The following is a 21,631-nucleotide window of genomic DNA, read 5'->3' on the forward strand; positions in this document are numbered from 1 at the left end:
TGTTCTGCTCTGATTTTGGAGATAGGAGCGGCGCGTGCCGCCCCATGCGGTAAGCACGCGATTTGCAATGTGTGTCACCGCGCGTTCAGATGGCTTCGCTTTCCTTGCCTGCCGCGGACGGAATCAACAGGACGGGCAGGCTCGCCTGGCGCACGCAGCGCTCGGCCACGCTGCCGAGAATCAGTCGCTGAAAACCGCGCCGGCCATGTGTGCCCATCACCAGCAGATCGGCGTTGAACTCAGCGGCAGCCTTTAGCACGACCACCGAAACATCATCGAGCGAGGAGGCCTCGCCCACCACGAGTTCACCCTTGACGCCTTGCGCCGCCATCGCCTGGGCGAATTCCGCGCCGAGTTCCTTGCCCTCTTCGATCAGGCGGTGACGCAGAACGGACGGGTCGTAACCGGGCGCTTCGAAATACATCGGCGTATTTTCGACCACGTAGAACGGTTGCATGACGGCGCCGGTGGATTTCGCGAGCGCGAGCGCTGCTTCAATGCACGGCGCGAGGTGTGGCTGCCGTCGACCGCTACAAGGATGCGTGTGTACATATCGACTCCGCGTCTGATGATTCGGATGCCATGGCCGTTTGCCCAGCCTGGCTCATTGACGATCGATTTATTATCGATGCGAGCTTAAATGATCGCTGAAAAAGATGCATCCAGTCAGGATGTAAATCAAATACTTATCAAATTTCAGGATGGCAGCGTTTCACGCGGCAAACACCGTGTAGTGGGCGCTTGCGCTATTCCTGTGAGACCAGGGCACATATATCGAGCGAAGATAGGGCCAGGTTTGCCTTACAATCAAAACCTATTCAGACAAGCTGCTTTCGCACCGCTGATGAACGAGCGTAAAACGACGGGTTTGCCCGACAAGATCTACAGCGACATACTCAATCGCATTCTTGAAGGCGAGTATAAGGAAGGCGAGCGGCTGCCCACCGAGCATGCATTGGCCGAACGCTTTGCAACGTCACGGCCGACCGTGCGCGAAGCGCTCGCGCGCTTGCGCGCGGACGGGATCATCATGACGCGGCACGGTTCGGGCACCACGGTTGCGCGGCGGCCGGACCCGGATGTGCGCCGCTTTGCGCCGCTCGAAACGCTGTCGGACATCCGCCGCTGCTATGAATTTCGCATCGTGACCGAAGCGGGCGCGGCCGAACAGGCGGCGCTCAAGGCCGACGCCGACGACATCGCCGCGATCCAGCATGCATGGGACCAACTGGAACGCATCATTGAAACGCATGGCATCGGCGTACAGGACGACTTCACGTTTCACCTGGCGGTGGCGCGCGCGTCCAAGAATCCGTTTTTCATCACGGTCATGTCGTTCATCGAAGAACAGATTCTGTTCAGCATGAACCTGTCGCGCAATCTGTCGCTCGTGAAGACGTTGGAGCGGCGCCGGCTCGTGCAGGCCGAACATCTGGCCGTGCTGGAGGCGATCCGCCGTAAGGACGGCCCGGCTGCTGGGAGGGCGATGCGCGCGCACCTGGAGAATGCGCTCGAGCGGATGTTCGGTTCCTGATATTCCGCGCGTCGCCTCCCGCGGGCCGCGACTGCGGGATAGGGGCCAGTTTGCTGCCGCCGGGCAAGCTCAACATTGCAACGGGCACCTGGCGCCTGGCGCCTGGCACCCGGCAGCCGCACCCGGCACCCGCACCCGGCACCCGCACCCGCACCCGCACCCGCACCCGCACCCGCACCCGCACCCGCACCCGCACCCGGCTGCGGCAGCCGCAGCCGCAGCCGCAGCAATCTCCTTGCAACGGCACTCCGGGCAGCGGGCAACCGCACCCCGGCTACCTGCGGCCAGGCGAGCCGCACCCCGGGCAACCACACTCCGCGTACCTGCGGCCAGGCGGGCAACCACACTCCGGAGCCGACTCGCCGCAGACGCTAAGCGGCGGCAGCCATCGGTCCGAACAGGGCTGTGCGGGTCTTCGGACTGACCGCGATATCCAGTGCCACCGCCCGTTCCACGCCGATCTGCAGCGGCGACCCAAGCCGGCTGATGTCGATCCCGGTCTTGCGCAGCAGCCGTTCGATCGGCGTGGTGGTCACCGTGACGTAGCGCGTGATGCCCATCCGGTCGGCGAACGTTACGAGTTCGTGAATTGCCTGCATCGTCAGGTCGGCAAAGCCGAACGATTGCTCCTCGCCACTGGTTTCGATCGCGAACCGGCTCAATTCCCAGATATGCCGCCCGACCGGCGCATCCGCGCCATGCAGCAGTTGCGGGAAGGTGTCCTTCAGCATGTTTGGCCCCTCAGTCGGCATCAGGCGCCAACAGCCCCGCACCTGGCCGTCGTCGCCCTGAATCAGCATGTAGTGAGGCCCGAGCGCGTCGTAGCCGTCGATCTCCATACCCGCAATGGTCGGGATGTCCCACCCGAGCCGCCCGTGAAAGACCCGAGCCCGCAGGCGGTACATCTCGTTGATGTCCGCGTTGTCGAATTCTTGCCGCATACCAATCCGGATCGCTGTTTGCATGACGTTCTCCTGAACGTGTTGGAATACCCAATACGCAAGGAAACTTATGCATTTTGAATCGTTCTGCCACCTACCTACCTGGATAGGTGTGCATGCTTATCGGATAACGCAGAATTCGAGATAAGCCTCAGCCCTCAACCGACGGGACCTAAAAATGGAACTTCTCGAAAATCACTGGCAAGCACAACCCTCTGTCCAAACCCGTCCGGCGGAGCCTTCGTCGGCGGTGGATCGCGTTCTGATCATCGCCTACCGCAAGAAGAAAAAAGAGAGCCAGCGCCGCTTCTGGGCACGCTTCGGCGTGACGCAGTCACGGGGTAGCCGGTTCGAATCGGGCGCCGAGATTCCGGCACCGGTCTCCATCCTGCTGGGTCTCTACTTCACCAAAACTGTTTCCGACGCCGATCTGGGCCGCGCCGAGCGGGTGCTGTACAGCCGCGACGCAGCCGCCTTGCTCAACCCGGGTCAATAAGCCCCAACTGCGCGGCGATCACGGCCGCCGCGCGTCGCGAATTCACACCGAACTTGGTCCTGATGTTCTTCATGTGGAAATTCACCACGGCCTCCGAACAACTCAGGATATGGGAGATTTCCCATGTGGATTTGCCGCGCGCGGTCCATTTCAGACATTCGCGTTCGCGCGGCGTGAGCTTGGGCAATAAGGTCTGAGCGTGCGTATTCAAATGGCGCTGACTGGTATCGATCACCAGATCGCGCAACAACACCAGATTCGGCAACGCAACGTTGACATGGCGCCAGAAGGCGTCGGTTGGGTTGCTGTCGTTGACGAAGCACATCATGCCGGCTTCCTGGTTCGGCCCATGAATTGGCAACGTCACACCCGCGCGCAGGCCGTGCGCACGGGCTTCCTCGTACATCGACTGCTGCGGCGCGGTCGTAAAAATGTCCGGCGACCAGATCAGCGGCGCGGAGCGCGTCGCGCAATGCGCAACAGTCGGATCGATGTGGACGAGCCCCTGCTCGTCGTAGGTGCGCCGCCACGTCGGCGAGTAGGTGCTGCGCACATAGGCGTCTTCAAGGCGAATGGTCGGACGCGGCAGCATGGCGATCAAAAGCCGGTCGAAACCCCACGTATCGGCAAGGCCCGTGATTGCACTGAACCATTCCGCCTCATCTGCGGCGTTCAGTAGTGGCGCCATTTCCTCGATAAAATGTAGCGACAATTTAGTTCTCTTGGACTCGCAAACATCCCGTTGCGTTTAATTGCGGTACGGCATTCCGTCCGGCCGTTTTTTTATCTTCACAATCTATCACTAAAAATCATTTTTCAAGCCGAGGGCGATTTCTAAAAACATCACCAGCGCGGGTCCGCCGAATCAGTGAACGACTCCTTATAACGGATTTTTTGATCCGATTAACATTCACGGGTCGATAAAGTGGGTAATTTTCTCGTAGTAGCGCTTTTCATGATTTTCTGATTGGCAATGTTATTGTCAAACCAATTTGAATGGCCGTGTATGTCGAACCTTCGGGCGAAACTATGCTAATTGCCGAATTGGCTAACTCCGCTTAACCCTCCGATATTCATGAACATCCCCTGTTGCGCGCTATTGTCATATAAAAGCGACGCCCCTGCAGGTTGCCAACTTCGCTTTCTCGCCGTAACGCCGCCCCAGGTAACGCGATGACAGCAGCGGCCAAGTCGTTTGACAACATTTGCGAGGCCGCGACAACCCCGCGGACGATCCTTATCCGCGCCGCATGCTGCAATCCGTGCCTGCGGCCAAGGGCTCGAAACCTTCGCGGCGAAATTCGCTGATCGCATGCTGCACGACGCGGTCACGTTCTCCAGGATTGCCGGCATGGGGCCGATCCTGCCGCTACGCAGTTCGACGCCGCCCGAACATCATGCGAAGATTGATCCTGCGACGCAGGTCCTGCCTGCATCGGAGCGTCAGTTCGCGCGGAAGCCCGCGTTGCAGCGATGTCGTACCGACGTCCCGTTAGCGTCGATCACGCTCGCCTGCGCCGCAGCATATCGGCATGCCGGGCGCAACGCGCTGCCGCCTGCTTTCCCCATCCACTTTCATCACCCAAAGCCTACGTATGACCGACAACAACCGCCGCTATCCCGATCCCTCCATCCGTGTGCTCGATCCGCGCTTCAAGTCGCTGATCCTCGCGTCCGCTTCCGTCGAGTGTCTGTATCAGGGCGCGCGCTGGTCGGAAGGCCCGGTCTGGTTCGGCGACGGCCGCTATCTGCTGTGGAGCGACATTCCCAACGACCGCATCCTGCGCTGGGACGAAACCAGCGGTGCCGTGACCACGTTTCGCCAATCGTCGAACAATGCGAACGGCCATACGCGCGACCGCCAGGGCCGCCTCGTCAGCTGCGAGCACCTGACGCGCCGCGTCACGCGCACGGAGTACGATGGCTCGATCACCGTGCTCGCCGACCGTTATCGCGGCAAGCGTTTCAATTCGCCGAATGACGTGGTCGTGAAGTCGGACGGTTCGATCTGGTTCACCGATCCGACCTTCGGCATCGACGGCTTTTATGAGGGCGAGCGGCAGGAGTCGGAACTGCCTGCGTGTGTGTATCGCATCGACGGCCAATCCGGCGAAGTGACGGTAGTCGCCGACGACATACTGGGCCCGAACGGCCTCGCTTTTTCACCGGATGAATCGGTGCTGTACATCGTCGAATCGCGTGGCGTGCCGCGCAAGATCCGCGCGTTCGACGTCGACGCAGGCGGTGATAGCGCCGCGCTGTCGAACAACCGTGTGCTGATCGACGCCGGCCCGGGCACGCCGGATGGCTTTCGCGTCGACGTTCACGGCAATCTCTGGTGCGGTTGGGGCATGGGCACCGACGAACTCGACGGCGTGCGTGTCTTCACGCCGCAGGGCGAGCCGATCGGCCATATCGCGTTGCCGGAACGCTGCGCGAACGTGTGCTTCGGCGGACGCCATCGCAATCGGTTGTTCATGGCGGCAAGCCACGGGTTGTATTCGCTGTATGTGAATACGCAGGGCGTTCAGGGCGGGTGAGTGCGGGCAGCCTGAACGCACAGCGTAAGTGTGACTTGCCCGACAACCCGGTGCGCCACTCGCCCGCCGACTCCGGGTTTGCCCTTGTATAAAACGCGCAAACCATTGAACCACAAGGATTGCGTAACAAAATGGCCAATTTCGTGCACCGGACACCGCGGCGAGTATTTGCTTGACATCAACAGTTCCGCTTCGCTATGTTCCATTGGTAGATAGACACCGTCGGCAGCGCATCTGACCGGCGGACTTCCATACCAAGAAGCGAGGAGACGCAATGACTGTTTCAGGCAGGTTGGCGCTCAGACTGGTGTCCGTATGTCTCGTGGCAAGCGCCGCATGTGCATCCGCGGCGCACGCCGCGGATCCGGTAACGCTCAATATCGTCGACGTGGCCGGCGATCTTCAGCTCACGCAAAAGGGTTTCGAGGCCTTCAAGGCGAAGTATCCGAATCTGGTCGCCAATCTCACGTTTACCAACGCGCCCGCCCCGCAGTTGCCCGGCAAGATCAAGGCGATGCAGGGCGCCGGCCGCTCCGATATCGATCTCGTCCTGACTGGCACCGACGCGCTGGCGGCTGGCATCGAACAGAATCTCTGGATAAAGCTATTGCCGGACAATGCAGCGGCATTCCCGGGCGTGCTCGACAAATACGCGCCCGGTCCGCGCAAGATGCAGGAGCTCGCGCAAGGCTACGGTCTCGAAGTCGCTTATATGCCGGCGGGTCCGTTGCTGGAATACAACCCCGCCAAAGTCAGCGATCCACCCAAAACGCCTGAGCAACTGCTGCAATGGTGCAAGGCGCATCCGGACAAGCTGATCTACGCGCGGCCGGCGAACTCGGGTCCGGGCCGCACGTTCCTGATGGGCTTGCCTTACATACTCGGCGACAAGGATCCGCAAGATCCGATTCACGGCTGGGACAAGACGTGGGCCTTCCTCAAGCAACTGAATGACTGCATTCCTTACTATCCGGGCGGCACATCGGCGGTGATGAAAGAGCTCGGCGAAGGCACGCGCGACATGACGGTGACTGTCACGGGCTGGGACATCAATCCGCGCGCGCTTGGCATCGTGCCGGCGGAATTCCGTGTGCAGGCATTCGACAACATGACGTGGGTGAACGACGCGCACTACATGGTGATTCCGAAGGGCGTGCCGAAGGAAAAGCTCGACGTGATCTACAAGCTGATGAACTTCATGCTCGAACCGGCGCAACAGGCCATGACGTATGACGATGGCTATTTCTACCCTGGCCCCGCGATCAAGGGCGTGAGTGTCGAGCAAGCGCCCGCGCATAGCCAGGACGTGCTGAAGAAATACGGCCGGCCGGAATACGCGAAGCTTCTGGCCGAGCGTCCGCATGTCTTGCCGCTGAGTGCGACCGCGATGGTCGCGGCTTTCAAGAAGTGGGACAGCGACGTCGGCGCGCAGAAGACCAAGTAGTCGATGACCGAGTGCGGGCACCCGCGCGGCCGGTCCGCCGGGATTCGCGCGTCATGCACGCAGGAAGCCGCCAGGAAGTATCACGCGCATCCGTTCGATCGGCCCTTCGCGATTCGTGCGCCACCTGTATCAGGAAACGCCATGAAGCATCACTTTGAACAGTTGCGGCTCGATTCGGTGAGCCGCAGTTTCACGAATGCGGAAGGCCACGCGGTCGCGGCGTTGCAAGGTCTCGATCTGAATATCCAGCGTGGCGAATTTATTGCGTTGCTGGGGCCGTCCGGTTGCGGCAAGTCGACGGCGCTCAATTGCATCGCCGGCTTGCAGCCGTTGAGCGGTGGTGGGATCTGGCTCGACGAGAAACGCATCGACGTGCTGCCGCCGGAGAAGCGCGGCTTCGGCATGGTGTTCCAGAGCTACGCGCTGTTTCCGCATATGAGCGTGCTCGATAACGTCGGCTTCGGCCTGAAGATGCGCGGTGTCGGCAGGAGCGAGGCCGTGCGCCGGGTGCGTGAAGCGTTGCAGCTCGTGCAACTGGTTGGCCATGAACGCAAGCTGCCCGGACAGCTTTCCGGTGGTCAGCAGCAACGCGTGGCGATAGCGCGGGCGATCGTGATCGAGCCGCCGTTGATCCTGATGGACGAACCGCTGTCGAATCTCGATACGAAACTGCGGATTGAAATGCGCGCGGAGATTCGCCGCATCCATAGCCAGCTCGAACGCGCGACGCTCTACGTCACGCACGATCAGGACGAAGCGCTTTCCATGGCTGATCGCATCGTCGTGATGAGAGAGGGCGTGGTGCAGCAGATCGGCACGCCGAAAGAGGTCTATACGCGGCCGCAGAATTTGCATGTGGCGCGGTTCATGGGCTATCGCAACGTGGCTGAATTCGCGCTCGAAGGCCCGTGGGGCGAGGGCGTTGCGGTCAACGCCAACGGCGTGCGTCTGATCGGCATGCCGATGGCCGGTTTCAACAGCAAGCGCGTGAGCGTCGCCTTGCGCCCCGAGGATATGGAGCGTGCGGCACCTGGGGTGGAAAACGCCTTCGACGCGCTGGTGACAACGGTGGAATACGGCGGCCGCGATTCACTGCTGCGGGTGAAGACCGCGTTCGGCGACTTGTGGGCGCGCATCGCGGGAGAGTTCGCAGAGGGTGAACGCATCAGCTTGCGCGTACCACCGTCGCGCACGCTCGTCTATGACGGAGAGGCCGCATGAACACGCCCACGCTGTCGCCGCCAGGCGGACCATTTGCGCCGCGCGACGCCAAGGCGTGGCTGGTCGCGCCGGCTTTGATCTTCATCGTCGCGTTGTTCATCTATCCGTTCGCGTATGGTTTGGTGCTGTCGTTCCGGCCGATGAACGGCGGCGGACCGTGGGCCAACTATCTGACGTTCTTTACCGACACGTCGATGTGGCCGACCATTCTCGTCACGCTCAAGCTCTCTGTGCCGGCAACGCTGATCAATGTCGGCGTGTCGGTTCCCGTGGCGTTCGCGCTGCGCCGCAATTCGCCTTATCAGAAATTCGTCACGACGCTGCTGGTGATTCCCGTCACGCTCGGCACCGTGCTGATCGCCGACGGCATGCTCACGTACTTCGGACCGAACGGCTGGCTTCCGCAAGCGTTGCACGGATTGCACCTCTATACCGATGAAGTGCGTCTGACGCATAACTTCTGGGGCGTGCTGATCTCGCTGATCGTGTCGGGTTTTCCGTTTGCGTTTCTGCTGACGCTGTCGTACGTGACCGGCATCGATCCGACGCTCGCGAGCGCCGCCGCCACGCTCGGCGCGAGCCCGTGGCAGCAGTTTCGCCGCATCTATCTGCCGCTGCTGGTGCCCGGTTTGACGATGGCCGCGTGTTTATCGTTCGTGCAGGCGTTCTCGGTGTTTCCATCGGCAGTGCTGCTGGGGGCGCCCGCCGGCCCGACGCGCGTGATGTCGATTGCCGCAGCCGAAGCCGCGTTCGAAAGCTACGACTATTCGCTTGCTTCGGCGATCGCGATGGTGATGGGCTTCGTGCAACTGCTGGTGGTTGCCGGCATGCTCGGTGCGCGCCGCTTCTTCTACAGCGGTCCGGTGACAGGAGGCAAAGGCTGATGGCTAGCGATCATCGCGCCGCGCGTCCTTCGTGGTCCGCGCCTTCACCGAATGAAAACAACGACGGCGCGCAGCAGCCCAGCAAGCGCGTGAAGCAGCGCGCCAGTGTGCCGGGCCGCATCTGGCACGTGCTGGTGTGGGGCGCGATGGTGTTTTTTCTCATCAACGTGGTGCTGCTGATTGCGACCGTCGCGGTGAATTCGGTGGCGACGCGCTGGTTCGGCACCTTGTTGCCGCAAGGCTTCACGCTGCACTGGTATGCGCAGGCGTGGAGCGACTTCCAGTTGGCGAGCGTGTTGTGGGTCACCGTCGAAGTGGTCGGCGCGGTGGTGGTGTTGTCGGTCGTACTCGGCGTGCCCGCGGCGTATGCGCTCGCGCGCGTGCAGTTTCGCGGCAAGCGCGTGGCGATGCTGGTCTTCCTGTTGCCCTTGATGGTGCCGCCCGTGACATACGGCATTCCGATGGCGACGGCGATGTACAAGGTCGGCCTGGCGGGTACGCTAAGCGGTGTGATTCTTGCGAATCTCGTGCCGGCGCTGCCGTTCGTGATCCTCGTGATGACGCCATTCATCGAGCAGATCGATCCCAATCTCGAATCGGCCGCGCGCATTTTCGGCGCGAACACATTCCGCTATTTCCGTTACGTGCTGCTGCCCTTGCTGGTGCCCGGCATGTTGGCGGCTGGGCTGCTGGTGTTGGTGCGCACCATCGGCATGTTCGAACTGACGTTCTTCACAGCCGGTCCCGCGACGCAAACGCTGGTGGTCGCGTTGTACTACGCTGTCTTTTCAACCGGCGTGCGCGCACCGCAATCGATCGACGCGATGGCGATGATCTACATGGCGATCACGCTGATCTGGGTGCTGATCGCGCTGCAATTCGTCAGCCCGACGCAGATCGTGTCGCGCGTGAAGGAGCAGAAGCGCTGAAGCAACGAGGCACCGACTCGCGGAAGCACGCCCCGAACGAAGTCCCTCGCTGCGAAGACGTTTCTCGCCCCGGAGGAAGTCCCCCTTGGGGGTTGGAGGATGCGGGGACGACGAAAGACATCGCGGAGCAGACGAGCCGGAGATTCACTGAGCTGGCTAAGGGTTCAATATCCCACGCGATACACACGGCCTGTTTGCGCGCCTTCGACGCTGCGCAGATAAGCCTGCGCTGCACGCTCGGCGGTCACGGGCTCGAAGCCGCGGAAGTAGGGCGCATAAGCGTCGAGCGCTTCGGTCAATACCGTCGGGCTCACCAGATTGATGCGAATGCCGCGCGGCAATTCGATTGCGGCGCCTCGCACGAAACCTTCCAGGGCCAGATTGACGGTGGTTGCGTTCGCGCCTTCGCGAATCGGTTCGTCGGCGATAATGCCGCTCGTCAGCGTGAACGAGCCGCCGTCATTCATGTATTGCTGGGCCGTCAGCACCACGTTGATCTGCCCCATCAGTTTGTCGCGCAACCCCACCCAGAACTGCTCGACGCTCATCTCCGGCAGCGGGCCGAAATGCACCTTTCCCATGGCGGTGACAACGCCGTCCACCTTGCCGATCTCGCGAAAGAGCCGCTCGATGCTGGCCGGGTCGGTGCTGTCGACGCGATACTGGCCGCGCGTCGCACCCACTTCGATGACTTCATGGCGCGCTTTCAATGCCGCGCTGACTGCCTGGCCGATGGTGCCGGTTGCGCCTATCACGACGATCTTTTTCATGTGCTGCTCCGTTGAGGTTTGGACCTGCAGTCGATTGTGTCTGGGTTCGGCGCACGGAAAAAGCCTGTTCGGCTTGCAGGTCCTGCAACCCCGAGTTTCTAATCCACGATGAAACGCGCACCGTCATTCAAACGGCGCGCGCTTTCGAATTGACTGAGTATTCGGCACAAGCGGCGTAATTCAAACGAATACGCGCCGCGCGAAACCTTATTTCACCCGATGTAATTCGATCAGACGAGTGGGCCGCAGATGATTCAGGGCGTAGTGAATGCGTCCACGTTCACTGCGGCTGCCGACTGGGCGCGGGTCATCGAACTGATGATCTGCTGAATAGACGCCTTGTGGCTCGATCATGCCTTTGTCGATGACCGTATAGCCTGGCTCGAGCGCCAGCAAAAGATGATTGCCGCCAATCCGGCTGTCGAAGCCGGCCATGCCGTCGTGCGCCTCCGGCACGCTGTTGCTGAGCGTCGCGTTGGTCGTCGTGATTTCGTCGGGGGAGATCGGGCTGTGGCCGGCGATGCGCGCCGCCTCGAGATTCTTGCCGTCGGTGTCGACGGTGCTGTCGTGCGTGCGGTCGTTGTGCAGTTCCGTCGTGCTCGGGCCGGTGGTGCCCGGCTGTTTGCTCGCGTCTGCTGGCTTGTTGATATCGCTGTTCATCATGCATTCTCCATTGAAGAGGACATGGTTGAAGTGCAGCAAAACCCGTTCCGCCTCGCACTATGCCTGCATGCGCGTGAGTCGCGCCGCGCTTACGCATACGGCATTTCAGCAGGCGATTGCGTCCAGAATTCTTTTCGTTTTTTTTAATGGACGCGTATTTTCTACAGAGTATGATCTTACTCCGACGAGCGAAGCGCGGCTCAATTGGAGACATGCGTTGGTGGCATGCGTTCGGTTGTTTTTACATGGCCGGCACCCACAGACGCGCGCTGCTCAAAACATTTTACGGGGCCGTCAGGGCGGGTGACACATGCACTTCGATGCTGCATTCACACATCGCGGCTATTTGCTGAATTGCGCGCCGGCGCGCGCGTGCGATGGTACTTGGCAACCTTATGTAGTCATCTCCCGCTCGAGCGACGGCGAACTGGTCGCCAACCGTTTTTTCCCCACTGACCTGCGTTTTCAGGACGAAGCCACCGCCATCGCGCATGCACGCGACTGGGCGGTGCGCTGGATCGATGCGAGCAGCGTGACCATCTGAAGCAAGGTCCCGCTGCGGGCCTGCATGCCGGGCGGTCGTGTGGCGCTGCGTGAGCAGCATGACCATCTGAAGCACACCGGCGCGCCAGGGGCTGTATGCGGGCAATCGTGGCGCGCTGCGCGAGCCGTGGCAAAACGCGGTAATCTCTTGGGACCCTCACCCTGAACCGTGCTTTATGCCTAACGTGCCTACCCACAACTGGGGTCTCGAACAGATCGTCGCGGACTTGCGTGCTTCGCGTGAAGAATTGCATCGCACGCGGCATCCGCTCGGCATTCGCGAATTGCCGTCGCGCGAAGCGGTGATCGGCATTGTCGCCGGTTTGCGCGCGGCGTTATTTCCCACGCACTACGGCGCCCCCGATCTCACCGACGAAACGGTCGACTACTACGTCGGCCACACGCTCGAAAGCACGTTGCGATTGCTTGCCGAACAGATACGGCGCGCCTTGCGTTTCCTGCCCGAGTTCGGTGAAACGCCCGATGCGGATTTGCGGGAGCGCGCCTTCAACGTCGCACGCGAATTCGGCACGCAGTTACCGGGCATTCGTGCGTTGCTGGTCAGCGACATTCAGGCCGCTTTTACCGGCGACCCGGCTGCGCAGCACATTACGGAAATTCTGCTCTGTTATCCCGGCGTGTGGGCGATGACGCACCATCGACTTGCGCATGCGCTGCATCGCCTCGGCGTGCCCTTGCTTGCGCGCTTCATCAACGAGATCGCGCACTCCGCGACCGGTATCGACATTCACCCGGGCGCGACGATTGGCCCGAGTTTCTTTATCGACCATGGCACGGGCGTCGTGATCGGCGAGACCGCGATCATCGGCGAGCGCGTGCGCGTCTACCAGGCCGTGACGCTTGGCGCGAAGAGCTTCGCGGCGGACCTTGACGGCGCGCTGATCAAGGGCAACGCGCGTCATCCGATCGTTGAAGACGACGTCGTGATTTATGCGGGCGCGACGATTCTGGGCCGCGTGACGATTGGGCGCGGCTCGGTGATTGGCGGCAATGTGTGGCTCACGCATAGCGTGCCTCCGGGCAGCAGCGTATCGCAAGGCAAGATCCGCGAGGGCGAGCGTACGGACGACGGACGAGGCTGAGGAAGGGGCCGGCTCGCGCGTCGTTCCATAGCGTTCGTACGATTGCTGGGGATTACGCCTGCCAACTACGCTTGCGCGACGCGCTCATAACCCAGGCAATTGTTTGAGCGGGGACTAAACATGCTGTCCATCGACGAGAGCAGTGAAGTACCGAAGCATCTTTCGGCGCCCGCAGCACAGCCGAAAACATGACACCCTTGTCGAACAGAGCCGACGACTCCCACAAGTCCGAGCGAACCCACTGGTCTTCCCGATGTCCCGTTTCGGCGAGCACGTAGTGTGAGGCGTGAAGTGTCCCGAGAGAACCCACGGGTCTTCCCGATGTCCCGTTCCGACGAGCACGCAGTGTGAGGCGTGAACCGTCCCGAGCGAACCCACCGGTCTTCCCGATGTCCCGTTTCGGCGAGCACGTAGTGTGAGGCGTGAAGTGTCCCGAGCGAACCCACCGGTCTTCCCGATGTCCCGTTCCGACAAGTACGCAGTGTAAGGCGTGAAATGTCCCGAGCGGACCCACCGACCTTTATGATGTGCCGTTCCGACGAGCACGTAGTGTGAGGCGGGAAGTAAGACTGCCTTGTCACTGACGCCGGATGTGCGAGAACACAGATTCCAGATGCACCACTACCGTAGCTGCGCGAGGGACCCGCTTATGCGCTGGCGGTGTGAGCCGCTTTCTTTGCTTATCTTTCTTTGCGGCGGCAAAGAAAGTAAGTGCCGCCCCGCACAGGGGCAACACTAATAGACCAATATCAATTCAAGGAAAGGCCAAAGAGCCAGTTCAAGAAAAGGCCAACACCGTAGGCAAACAGACAATAAACGCCACGCAGGCACCAGCCAGATCAAGAAAGCCCCACCGCCGCAGTCCCCCAAAAACCCCAACCGCCGCGAAGGCAAAAAAACCCGCCGCGAAGGCAAAAAAAACCCGCCGCGAAGGCAAAAAAAACCCGCCGCGAAGGCAAAAAAAACCACCCCCCTCACCCCACCCGCAAATACCGCAAAACCGAAACCCCTTCCACCCCATGCACCCAAACATGCATCCCAACAAACCAGGCCACAACCCAAGACCCCGCAACAACGATCAAATCACAATGCCCGCTTTTCCAAAGATTCAAAGAATGCCGCCGGGCGATCCACGGCACTCCCAAAGGATTGGGCCAATCGGCCAACAGATGCATTACCCCACCACAGGCAAACCCAAACGCCGGCGCAGCATAAATAGACCGCCCAATCCAATGATAAGAAACGGCGAACAACACTCCCCACCCCACACCCCAATGCGTCAACGTACGATGCGTAATCCACAGCCTTCGCGCACGTGACCACCACGCCAGCTCCAACCAGTCCGGCGCCGTACTCCCCGCCACCCCGGCGATAAAACTCAACAACACGCCGATATGAAACAAATCGTCGCCGCCGAGCCGAGCGACAATCGCCGCCGCGATGACACCGGCTGAAAACCCGGTCGCGTGATGTGCTTTTTTGGATGCCATCGAATCTCACGACGCAGCGCGCCGGATAAAAGCTAAAGGGCGGCTATGTTCGCAGATGCCCGGATAAAAAAATAGCCGATCCGCGAGATAAAAACTCGCGCATCGGCATGGCCTTCCACAACGCAGGGGTGCGACCAGAAACTCAGGTCGCGCAACGCGCAATATCGAAGCGCATTTCCGGCTCCGGCGGATCGTCCGGCGCATTCGCGGGATGCATCACCTTGATGACCGAGCCGGCGTTGAGCGGCGTCAGCGTGACGAAATACGAGTTGTTCGAATCCGAGCCGACCGCGATCTCAGTCGCGTCACCTACGTGCGACATACGCACGCGTGAGAGCTTGCTTTCGAGGCAATCGGCGATATAGGCGGGGGCGCGCTGCGAAGACACGTACATCATCGGCTGGGACGCGTCGCGGACGGGGCCGCTGGAAGAACCGCAGGCAGCGAGAAAAGCGGTGACGGCAGCAGCAGGGGCAAGCAGGAGAAGTCTTTTCATGGTCCGATCGTCGGCGTCCCCGGTCGTGCACGGGAACTTGGGGCGCGGGCGAAGCGCGCCGCGATTGAACGCAACGCCATGCTTCGCGACGAAGCCGCCGTTCAGCCGCAGCGACGTTGCGGCAAGGAAGGCAGCCGGCCTCAGTATACCCACCGCGCGCTTGCGCCGTCACTATGGCTACGTCGAAACGTAAGAACGTAAGCCCCATGAAAAAAACCCGCGCGTGATCGTGTCTCGCGCGGGTTCGGTTGCAAAGCGGATGGGTACACCGCTTTGCACGCACATGCAGCCAGAAAGACTTAGAAGCGGTGACGCACGCCGACAGCCGCAGCAACCTGGTTGCCGGTCGACGACGGCGCCAGCGTGTTGATCGACGCCACGTTCGCGCCGAAGTTGCCGAGTTCGCCGGACGCATGCTGGTACACGCCTTCCACGTACACATCGGTGCGCTTGCTCAGCGAGTAGTCGCTTTGCAACGACACCGTCTGCCACTTCGGATCGCCCGAGCCGTTCGAACCCGACATCTTGCCGTTGGTGAAGGTGTACGAAGCCGCGAGGCTCAGTGCCGGCGTCAACGCATACTTGCCGTTCAACTCGAAGTTGTCCAGGTGCAGGTTCGTGCCCGACACGCCGGGCAGCGTCACGCCGCCCACATCCACGCCGGTGATGCCGTCCAGTTGCGTATGCGTGTACACGAAGCCAGCAGTAGCCGGGCCGTAGGTGTAGTTGATGCCCGCACCGAACGTGCGTTGCAGGTTCGCCGCGACAGCTGCGGTGCCGTCGCCTTGCGAGACCGCGCCGCTCAGATTGGAGCTGCCCGAATTGTTCAATTGCAGGTAAGCCGCGGCAACGCTCAACGGACCGTTGTCGTACGAAGCGCCGGCGCTCCATGCGCGGTTGTTCGAGAACTGGCCGGCCGAATTGCTGAAGCCGTACAGGCCGCCGAATTTGAGGCCGCCGTAGTTCGCGCTCGTGTACTTCACGGCGTTCTTGACCGAGAACGAGTTGTCCAGATTGTCGTTATCGAACGGGTGAGCGGCCAGGTTGTTGCCGTAGCCGGCGCCGGCTTCGGACAGCGGCGCGAGGTAATCGACCACGGAGTCGTATTGACGGCCGAGCGTGAGCGCACCGTACTGATCGCTCTTAAGACCGACGAAAGCCTGACGATTGAACATCGCGCCGCTTTCCGTGTCCGCGCCATTGTTCAGGTTGAAGCCGTTTTCCAACGTGAAGATCGCGTGCAGACCGCCACCGAGGTCTTCGTTGCCACGCAGGCCGAAGTAGGTGTTCGACACCGAACCGCTACCTTGTTGCCAGTTGCTGTGGCCGCTCTGGTTGTTCGAGTAGACGAGACCGGCGTCCAGCGTGCCGTACAACGTGACGCTGCTTTGGGCGTGAGCGGTGATGGCGAACGCGCCCATGAGGCTTGCAGCGATGAGGGTTTTTTTCATGTTCAGATAACTCCGGGGGGACAGTGCATGGAGAATCGCATTCCAGTGCTAACAGGCGATTGCGCCGGCTGCCTGACGATCCGCTGCGAAGTGTATTCCTGCTATTCGTGTCTTTAAGAGCATATGGCGCAACAATTCATTTTCGAATTCGTAATAGCGGATTTGGAGTTGCGTAAGTGCGAGTAAATAAAAGAGAAAATCTTTGTATGAGATAGTGCTGTAATTATTTGTCAAATTGTGGGTGTTGTTCGATCGCGACGCTCCGCTGCGTAATGCCCAGTAAGGATCTGAGCGAATCGTCGCGTTGGCTTCGGTTCATTCGATTTTCTGAAATGCACTCTTCCAATCCCGTATTATTTCTCTAGACGACTTACGGATCTACAATTCACTTCACCCCCTGACCAGGGGTGTCTTTTTTATCTTTTTATACGCGGCCTTCGGGTCGCGTTTTTTTATTTATTTATGATCGTTTTATAAGTTCCCGCGAATAGAGAAATAGATTATTTCGATTGGCGAGGAGCATGCCACGGCTTGTCCGTTCGTCAGAGGGGCGCATTCGGCACGTGCGGGGCGGGTAGAATCGCATGCCTGAGATGTGTTTCCGCCCCTGCGACTGTGAGCAAACCTGTAATGATCGATACACCCCTTCCTTCGTCCAACACCGCTGCTGATTCCACGACGGAAGGCGCGTCCGAAATCCATCAGGACCCGAATGAGGTCCAGCAGGAAAGCCAGCCCGAAACCCTGCACGAAGCGCGTCTGTGGCGCGACGACGGCTGGACCGCGCGCGTCATCAAGAATGAAGACGATGAAGGCTGGGCTGTCGAAATGATCAAGGACGGCGAAGCGGAGCCGGCGCTCGTCGGTCCGTGGACGATGGGCCGCAACAAGAAAGATCCGAAGCCACTCGACACGTCGGCGTTCAATACGCTGGTGAAAACCGCGTCTGAAGTGCTGCGCCGCCATGAACAGCAACTGCGCGCCCAGTTGCATAAGGAAGTGCGTGTGGCCAGCGCCGACGGCAATGACGAACTCGACATCACGCTCGACATCGTCCCCGACGAAGACGAACCGTACGCGTTGCTGACCGCACTCGACACTTTCGGCGAACAGCTCGCGCAAGTGCAGGTCGCGCCGAACTTCAAGCTGAGCAAGGCGAGCGCCGCTGCGTGGGTCGAAAACGAATTCCGTCGTCCGGGCTAGATCGGTGGCAGCAAGTTTAGCCAACGAATAGCCGAATATAATATTACTAAATACTGTCAATATACTTTCACAATCGTTTCATAGAATCCTCGCGTCATAGCGGCGCGGGCGTGAACCATGTGGTTTTGGGTCTGAGTGCGTGCCGGCTGTGCATCTCCCTCACGCTACCCAAACCCTGGATCACGACAACATGGCAGAGCCGTTAGACTTTTCCCGCCGCAAGGCCCTGAAACTCATCGTCGGTGCGCCGATGCTGCCGTTAGGTGGCCTCGCGACGGCGTCAATGTTGAGCGCATGTGGTGGCAGCAATGATCTGGCCGCAGCGCCGGCCAAGCCCGCCGCGCCGGTCGCGAACTTCAGCACGGCCTCTTTCACTGGCATGCCCGCGCCGTCGCTCGCCAATCCGGCATTGATGGCGACCACCACGGTCGGCTCAGGCCTGACGGTTTCGTACGCCGACGGCTCGAAGAAAGCCTTCAGGCTCGCCTACCAACCGTTCTTCGTGACTGGCGACATGGTGCCGGATGGCAAGGGCGGCAAGGTGCTGGCGGGCGGCTACTTCGACATCAACAACCAGCCGATCTACGACGATTCGGTGCCGGCGAAAAGGCGCCAGTTCTTTTCAGACTCACCGGACGGCACATCGCTCCTGAAGATCGACGGCGCGAAAGTTGCCGGCGTAAAGGGCAACGCGGTGTTCGCGGTGGTCCAGTTCGAATACACCACGCGCGACCAGAAAACGGATGACGCCGGCCTGAACACTAACAATATGTAGTCGGTCCTGAAAAATTCAGTTTGCGCATCAGCGCGTCTCCATGGGGCCAAAGAGGCCACAGTCTCCGTCTGCGCGGCGAGGCAGTGGAACGCCTGGATGTCAACGAAGGGGATCAGTGCCTTTGCAGACGGTTCCAGCAAGCCGGTGCTGGCGTGAGCGTGACAGTGACGAGCCACTGCAGCGTCGTGAGGATAAAAAATGCGGGCGCCAGGCGCAGACGAACGATTGCGCGCAGCAACCATCGCAGGTTGTACCCCGCAGCACACAGTATCGCGTGTAGCGCATCGCCAGCCTGCCCTTTAAGCCAGCAACGCCGCATGCCGTGATCATGCTTCACATGGCCGATGATCGGTTCGATCGCCTGCCGCCGCTTTAGCCAGCGTCGCTGCGTGCTCGTCAGGCTCTTGTGTTTACCGCGATGAATAAGTTGTACTGACGATACCTCATTATCGACCCCACGATACCCGAGATCGACCAGCACGGTCTTCGGTTGCGGCGTACCGGGCAGATCCTGCAACAGGATGGTGCTCTGTTCAAGTTGTTCTGCCAGCGTGTGGCCGTCGTATGGGTTGCCCGCGAACGTGCGCGCACCAACGATCAGCCCTTGTTTTTCCGTGATCGCAAGGCTTACCTTGACGCCGAACTCGTAGGGCTGGCGCGCCTTGCCTTTACCGATGCACTCGACTTCGGGCGCGTGCAGGGCGTAAAGCTTGTTTTTGTCCTTTGGACGTTGGCAGCAAATACGCCACGCCCGCTCCAGCCACACGCGCAGTTGTGCCTTGCGTTCGTCTGAGGCTCCAGAGAGCTTGCGTTCGATGTCGCGCAGTAGCCGTCCCAATACGGTGCGCTGACGTTTGAGTACACGCCGCAGTCGCCTGAACTGCTTCGCATGCGCATAGCCGCCGGCGCGGCGACGCAGCCGTTTGCCTTCACGTTCGTACGTCTGCTTCAATACAAGACCAGCGCGTTGCGCAAGTTGCACGAGTCTGGCCCGCGCCACCTCCAGCAGACGGCCGTCAGTCGGATACGCAATGGCCTTCTCCTGGACCGTCGTATCAACAATCACGCGCTCGAATTCGGCCGGCTTCACCGCCTTCATCTGCACCGCCGCCGTGATCGTCGTCGCGAGCAGCTCCTCGACACCGCCTTCGCCCAGCGCCTGCCGGAAACGCACCAGATTGGTCGGGTCGCATGGCAGATGTGGCTGAAAGTACTCCTCACCACAGAAGAACTGAAAGTACACGTCCTGCGCCCAGCGCTCGCACACCGATTCATCGCTCTCGTTATAAGTGTGCTTCAAATACAGCAGCCCGACCATCAGCCGCACTGGCAGGCGCGGACGTCCGGCCGCACTAACGCCACCGGCCAGTTCCTTAGAACTCACACCAAACAGGTCCGCCGCTTCGCTTAACCGGCCATCGCGTGAGCGCCGCACAAACAGGGGCGCGAGCCTCGCTTCGATGGCAGCCCACGGCATCCTCGTGGCCAGCACCGCAAGTGGGTGGCGCAGATCAATCATCGCGTCCAGACGGCTACGAAAAAAATCCGGTGTGCTCATCGGCCAAAACTCCCAGAATTTTTATCTCTTCGATAATCTTCCTGGGAGCCAGGTTATCCGAAAACCAACTGCTACGCCAGGCCAGACGGTGCTTCACAGGTTTTTGCAGATCCGACTATGTACGGCCGCCTGCCCTCGCCGATTGCCGTGCTGACGCTGGATCAGGACCCGGCCACCGGCAAGCTGGCGCTGGTCAAATACCACAACGTCGACACCTCGGGCGCCAACGGCCTGTGGATCACGTGCGGCGCCAGCCTGTCGCCGTGGAACACGCACCTGTCGAGCGAGGAGTACGAGCCGGACACCTACGCCACGAGCAGCGGCAACAAGGAGCAATACGCCGCTTTCGCCCAGAACCTTTATGGCGATGCCAGTAAATTCAATCCCTACCTGTATGGTCATTTGCCTGAGGTCACGGTGAAGCCGGACGGGACCGGCAGCATCAAGAAGCACTATTGCCTCGGCCGCATCTCGCACGAACTGGTGCAGGTGATGCCCGACAACCGTACCGTGCTGATGGGCGACGACGCGACCAACAGCGGCCTGTTCATGTTTGTCGCCGACAAGGAGAAGGATCTCTCCGCCGGCACGCTGTATGTGGCGAAGGTGGGCGCGGGCTTTTCGATCGATCCGGGCGCCGCGGGCGCTGATCTGGCCTGGGTCAAGCTCGGTCATGCCACCAGCGACGAGATCGAGGCAATGGCCCGCTCCCTGAAGCCGGCCGATGTCATGGACGTGAAGTGGACGGATCCAGCCGACAGCAGCTACACGAAGATTTTCGGCGACGGCAAGGCGCAATGGGTCAAGGTTCTGAACGATAAGGCGGCTCGCTTCCTCGAAACGCACCGCTACGCTTTCCTCGCGGGCGGCAGCATGGGCTTCACGAAGCTGGAAGGGACCACGGTCAACATCAAGGACAAGATCGCCTACTCGGCGCTGCAAAACATCCAGGGCTCGATGGTCAAGGATCCGACCGGCAAGAACGTCGGCGGCTGGAATGCCCAGAGCAATATTTCGGTCGACAAGGCGCTGCTTGCCGGGGGCGTCATGCAGCACAAGCTCGGAGGCGGTCAGCGAGATCTGGACGGCGCAGCGATCAATAGCGACTGGGTGCCTGTGCACACCAAGGCACTGCTGGTAGGCAAGGATATCGCTGGCGACGCGTTGGGTAATACCGGCGATCCTGAGCGAGTGGCCAATCCGGACAACCTCAAGTTTTCGGAGAAGCTGCGCACGCTCTTTATCGGCGAAGACAGCGGTCAGCACGTCAACAACTTTTTGTGGGCCTACAACGTCGACACGGGGCAGCTCGCGCGCCTGCTGTCGACACCGGTCGGCGCGGAAGCGACGGGGCTGCATGTCGTCGACGATCTGAACGGCTGGACGTACATCATGAGCAACTTCCAGCACGCCGGCGACTGGGGCGATATCCACAAAGACGTGAAAGGTACGCTCGAACCGCTGGTTCGCACCAACTACAAGGACCGCTTCGGCGCGGCGGTAGGGTATCTGACCGCGGATCCGGCGGCGATCAAGCTATAGGGACGAGCCGGGCGAGCGACGCGGCATAGGCCATCTGGCCGAGGCGCC

The 21,631-nt window shown here is 60.7% G+C and carries 18 protein-coding genes and 3 pseudogenes; 12 read left to right on the forward strand and 9 right to left on the reverse strand.

The genetic code is table 11. The features are described from left to right. Positions 1 to 85: 85 nt before the first annotated feature. Positions 86 to 552: pseudogene (locus tag P0D84_RS24580) on the reverse strand (universal stress protein). A 292-nt stretch (positions 553 to 844) separates the two neighbouring features. Here P0D84_RS24580 and P0D84_RS24585 point away from each other — a divergent pair. Then, positions 845 to 1,534, forward strand: coding sequence for a FadR/GntR family transcriptional regulator (locus P0D84_RS24585; protein WP_408341236.1), 690 nt, complete (start codon positions 845 to 847; stop codon positions 1,532 to 1,534). A gap of 371 nt (positions 1,535 to 1,905) precedes the next feature. On the opposite strand, the gene P0D84_RS24590 is transcribed toward P0D84_RS24585, so the two are convergent. After that, a complete protein-coding gene (locus P0D84_RS24590) occupies positions 1,906 to 2,499 on the reverse strand; it encodes an acyl-homoserine-lactone synthase (protein ID WP_408341238.1) in 594 nt (197 codons plus the stop codon). 154 nt (positions 2,500 to 2,653) lie between these two features. Between P0D84_RS24590 and P0D84_RS24595 the strand changes: the two genes are divergently transcribed. After that, on the forward strand, positions 2,654 to 2,971 hold the full coding sequence (locus tag P0D84_RS24595) for a helix-turn-helix domain-containing protein (RefSeq protein ID WP_097395728.1): 318 nt from the start codon (positions 2,654 to 2,656) through the stop codon (positions 2,969 to 2,971). On the opposite strand, the gene P0D84_RS24600 is transcribed toward P0D84_RS24595, so the two are convergent. After that, positions 2,955 to 3,659, reverse strand: a complete 705-nt coding sequence (locus P0D84_RS24600) for a helix-turn-helix transcriptional regulator (RefSeq protein WP_408345957.1) — start codon at positions 3,657 to 3,659, stop codon at positions 2,955 to 2,957. The genes P0D84_RS24595 and P0D84_RS24600 overlap by 17 nt on opposite strands. Positions 3,660 to 4,566: 907 nt before the next feature. Here P0D84_RS24600 and P0D84_RS24605 point away from each other — a divergent pair. The 5 genes from P0D84_RS24605 (at position 4,567) to P0D84_RS24625 (ending at position 9,989) form a co-directional block, all read left to right on the forward strand. Beyond that, positions 4,567 to 5,511 (forward strand): SMP-30/gluconolactonase/LRE family protein, encoded by a 945-nt coding sequence (locus tag P0D84_RS24605; protein WP_408341240.1) that lies wholly within the window; start codon positions 4,567 to 4,569, stop codon positions 5,509 to 5,511. Between the two features lie 274 nt (positions 5,512 to 5,785). Further along, positions 5,786 to 6,955: an extracellular solute-binding protein gene (locus P0D84_RS24610; RefSeq protein ID WP_408341242.1), complete on the forward strand. Its 1,170-nt coding sequence runs from the start codon at positions 5,786 to 5,788 to the stop codon at positions 6,953 to 6,955. A 141-nt stretch (positions 6,956 to 7,096) separates the two neighbouring features. Next, positions 7,097 to 8,176 (forward strand): ABC transporter ATP-binding protein, encoded by a 1,080-nt coding sequence (locus P0D84_RS24615; protein ID WP_408341244.1) that lies wholly within the window; start codon positions 7,097 to 7,099, stop codon positions 8,174 to 8,176. Then, the gene (locus P0D84_RS24620) at positions 8,173 to 9,060 is read left to right on the forward strand and encodes an ABC transporter permease (RefSeq protein WP_408341246.1); all 888 of its coding nucleotides are present in this window, start codon (positions 8,173 to 8,175) and stop codon (positions 9,058 to 9,060) included. Before P0D84_RS24615 ends, P0D84_RS24620 begins: the two co-directional genes overlap by 4 nt. After that, entirely contained in the window at positions 9,060 to 9,989 is a 930-nt protein-coding gene (locus P0D84_RS24625) for an ABC transporter permease (RefSeq protein ID WP_408341248.1), read from the forward strand. The genes P0D84_RS24620 and P0D84_RS24625 overlap by 1 nt, the downstream gene beginning before the upstream one ends. 164 nt (positions 9,990 to 10,153) lie before the next feature. Here P0D84_RS24625 and P0D84_RS24630 read toward each other — a convergent pair whose 3' ends face one another. Together P0D84_RS24630 and P0D84_RS24635 are read right to left on the reverse strand one after the other, a co-directional pair. Next, positions 10,154 to 10,759 carry a short chain dehydrogenase gene (locus P0D84_RS24630; protein WP_408341250.1) on the reverse strand — a complete coding sequence of 202 codons (606 nt, stop codon included), beginning with the start codon at positions 10,757 to 10,759 and terminating at the stop codon, positions 10,154 to 10,156. 207 nt (positions 10,760 to 10,966) lie between these two features. Next, the gene (locus P0D84_RS24635) at positions 10,967 to 11,419 is read right to left on the reverse strand and encodes a DUF3005 domain-containing protein (RefSeq protein WP_408345960.1); all 453 of its coding nucleotides are present in this window, start codon (positions 11,417 to 11,419) and stop codon (positions 10,967 to 10,969) included. A 313-nt stretch (positions 11,420 to 11,732) separates the two neighbouring features. Between P0D84_RS24635 and P0D84_RS24640 the strand changes: the two genes are divergently transcribed. Then, a complete protein-coding gene (locus tag P0D84_RS24640; RefSeq protein WP_408341252.1) occupies positions 11,733 to 11,966 on the forward strand; it encodes a hypothetical protein in 234 nt (77 codons plus the stop codon). Positions 11,967 to 12,141: 175 nt separating this feature from the next. After that, on the forward strand, positions 12,142 to 13,068 hold the full coding sequence (gene epsC, locus P0D84_RS24645; protein WP_408341254.1) for a serine O-acetyltransferase EpsC: 927 nt from the start codon (positions 12,142 to 12,144) through the stop codon (positions 13,066 to 13,068). A gap of 974 nt (positions 13,069 to 14,042) precedes the next feature. Here epsC and P0D84_RS24650 read toward each other — a convergent pair. The 3 genes from P0D84_RS24650 to P0D84_RS24660 all read right to left on the reverse strand — a co-directional run bounded on the left by P0D84_RS24650 (position 14,043) and on the right by P0D84_RS24660 (position 16,505). Further along, a complete protein-coding gene (locus tag P0D84_RS24650) occupies positions 14,043 to 14,558 on the reverse strand; it encodes a metal-dependent hydrolase (RefSeq protein WP_408341256.1) in 516 nt (171 codons plus the stop codon). A gap of 142 nt (positions 14,559 to 14,700) precedes the next feature. Beyond that, positions 14,701 to 15,054, reverse strand: coding sequence for a sugar ABC transporter ATPase (locus P0D84_RS24655; RefSeq protein ID WP_408341258.1), 354 nt, complete (start codon positions 15,052 to 15,054; stop codon positions 14,701 to 14,703). 299 nt (positions 15,055 to 15,353) lie between these two features. Beyond that, the gene (locus P0D84_RS24660) at positions 15,354 to 16,505 is read right to left on the reverse strand and encodes a porin (RefSeq protein ID WP_408341260.1); all 1,152 of its coding nucleotides are present in this window, start codon (positions 16,503 to 16,505) and stop codon (positions 15,354 to 15,356) included. Between the two features lie 630 nt (positions 16,506 to 17,135). Here P0D84_RS24660 and P0D84_RS24665 point away from each other — a divergent pair. Then, positions 17,136 to 17,708 carry a hypothetical protein gene (locus P0D84_RS24665; protein ID WP_408341262.1) on the forward strand — a complete coding sequence of 191 codons (573 nt, stop codon included), beginning with the start codon at positions 17,136 to 17,138 and terminating at the stop codon, positions 17,706 to 17,708. Between the two features lie 190 nt (positions 17,709 to 17,898). Continuing rightward, positions 17,899 to 18,444: pseudogene (locus P0D84_RS24670) on the forward strand (alkaline phosphatase); the annotation flags it as partial. A gap of 151 nt (positions 18,445 to 18,595) precedes the next feature. On the opposite strand, the gene P0D84_RS24675 reads toward P0D84_RS24670, so the two are convergent. Further along, the gene (locus P0D84_RS24675; protein WP_408333720.1) at positions 18,596 to 20,041 is read right to left on the reverse strand and encodes an IS5 family transposase; all 1,446 of its coding nucleotides are present in this window, start codon (positions 20,039 to 20,041) and stop codon (positions 18,596 to 18,598) included. A 117-nt stretch (positions 20,042 to 20,158) separates the two neighbouring features. On the opposite strand from P0D84_RS24675, the pseudogene P0D84_RS24680 reads away from it, so the two are divergent. After that, positions 20,159 to 21,583: pseudogene (locus P0D84_RS24680) on the forward strand (PhoX family protein); the annotation flags it as partial. Positions 21,584 to 21,631 lie beyond the last annotated feature (48 nt).

The sequence above is a fragment of the Paraburkholderia sp. RL17-337-BIB-A genome, from assembly GCF_046025895.1.
Classification (GTDB): domain Bacteria; phylum Pseudomonadota; class Gammaproteobacteria; order Burkholderiales; family Burkholderiaceae; genus Paraburkholderia; species Paraburkholderia fungorum_C.

What these genes read in the sequence shown, in the direction of transcription:
- P0D84_RS24625 (WP_408341248.1), top strand. Translation starts at nt 9,060, where the DNA reads ATGGCTAGCGATCATCGCGCCGCGCGTCCTTCGTGGTCCGCGCCTTCA.
- P0D84_RS24630 (WP_408341250.1), bottom strand. Translation starts at nt 10,759, where the DNA reads ATGAAAAAGATCGTCGTGATAGGCGCAACCGGCACCATCGGCCAGGCA.
- P0D84_RS24600 (WP_408345957.1), bottom strand. Translation starts at nt 3,659, where the DNA reads ATGGCGCCACTACTGAACGCCGCAGATGAGGCGGAATGGTTCAGTGCA.
- P0D84_RS24640 (WP_408341252.1), top strand. Translation starts at nt 11,733, where the DNA reads ATGCACTTCGATGCTGCATTCACACATCGCGGCTATTTGCTGAATTGC.
- P0D84_RS24665 (WP_408341262.1), top strand. Translation starts at nt 17,136, where the DNA reads ATGATCGATACACCCCTTCCTTCGTCCAACACCGCTGCTGATTCCACG.
- P0D84_RS24660 (WP_408341260.1), bottom strand. Translation starts at nt 16,505, where the DNA reads ATGAAAAAAACCCTCATCGCTGCAAGCCTCATGGGCGCGTTCGCCATC.
- P0D84_RS24620 (WP_408341246.1), top strand. Translation starts at nt 8,173, where the DNA reads ATGAACACGCCCACGCTGTCGCCGCCAGGCGGACCATTTGCGCCGCGC.
- P0D84_RS24605 (WP_408341240.1), top strand. Translation starts at nt 4,567, where the DNA reads ATGACCGACAACAACCGCCGCTATCCCGATCCCTCCATCCGTGTGCTC.
- P0D84_RS24635 (WP_408345960.1), bottom strand. Translation starts at nt 11,419, where the DNA reads ATGAACAGCGATATCAACAAGCCAGCAGACGCGAGCAAACAGCCGGGC.
- P0D84_RS24675 (WP_408333720.1), bottom strand. Translation starts at nt 20,041, where the DNA reads ATGAGCACACCGGATTTTTTTCGTAGCCGTCTGGACGCGATGATTGAT.
- P0D84_RS24650 (WP_408341256.1), bottom strand. Translation starts at nt 14,558, where the DNA reads ATGGCATCCAAAAAAGCACATCACGCGACCGGGTTTTCAGCCGGTGTC.
- epsC (WP_408341254.1), top strand. Translation starts at nt 12,142, where the DNA reads ATGCCTAACGTGCCTACCCACAACTGGGGTCTCGAACAGATCGTCGCG.
- P0D84_RS24585 (WP_408341236.1), top strand. Translation starts at nt 845, where the DNA reads ATGAACGAGCGTAAAACGACGGGTTTGCCCGACAAGATCTACAGCGAC.
- P0D84_RS24590 (WP_408341238.1), bottom strand. Translation starts at nt 2,499, where the DNA reads ATGCAAACAGCGATCCGGATTGGTATGCGGCAAGAATTCGACAACGCG.
- P0D84_RS24595 (WP_097395728.1), top strand. Translation starts at nt 2,654, where the DNA reads ATGGAACTTCTCGAAAATCACTGGCAAGCACAACCCTCTGTCCAAACC.
- P0D84_RS24615 (WP_408341244.1), top strand. Translation starts at nt 7,097, where the DNA reads ATGAAGCATCACTTTGAACAGTTGCGGCTCGATTCGGTGAGCCGCAGT.
- P0D84_RS24655 (WP_408341258.1), bottom strand. Translation starts at nt 15,054, where the DNA reads ATGAAAAGACTTCTCCTGCTTGCCCCTGCTGCTGCCGTCACCGCTTTT.
- P0D84_RS24610 (WP_408341242.1), top strand. Translation starts at nt 5,786, where the DNA reads ATGACTGTTTCAGGCAGGTTGGCGCTCAGACTGGTGTCCGTATGTCTC.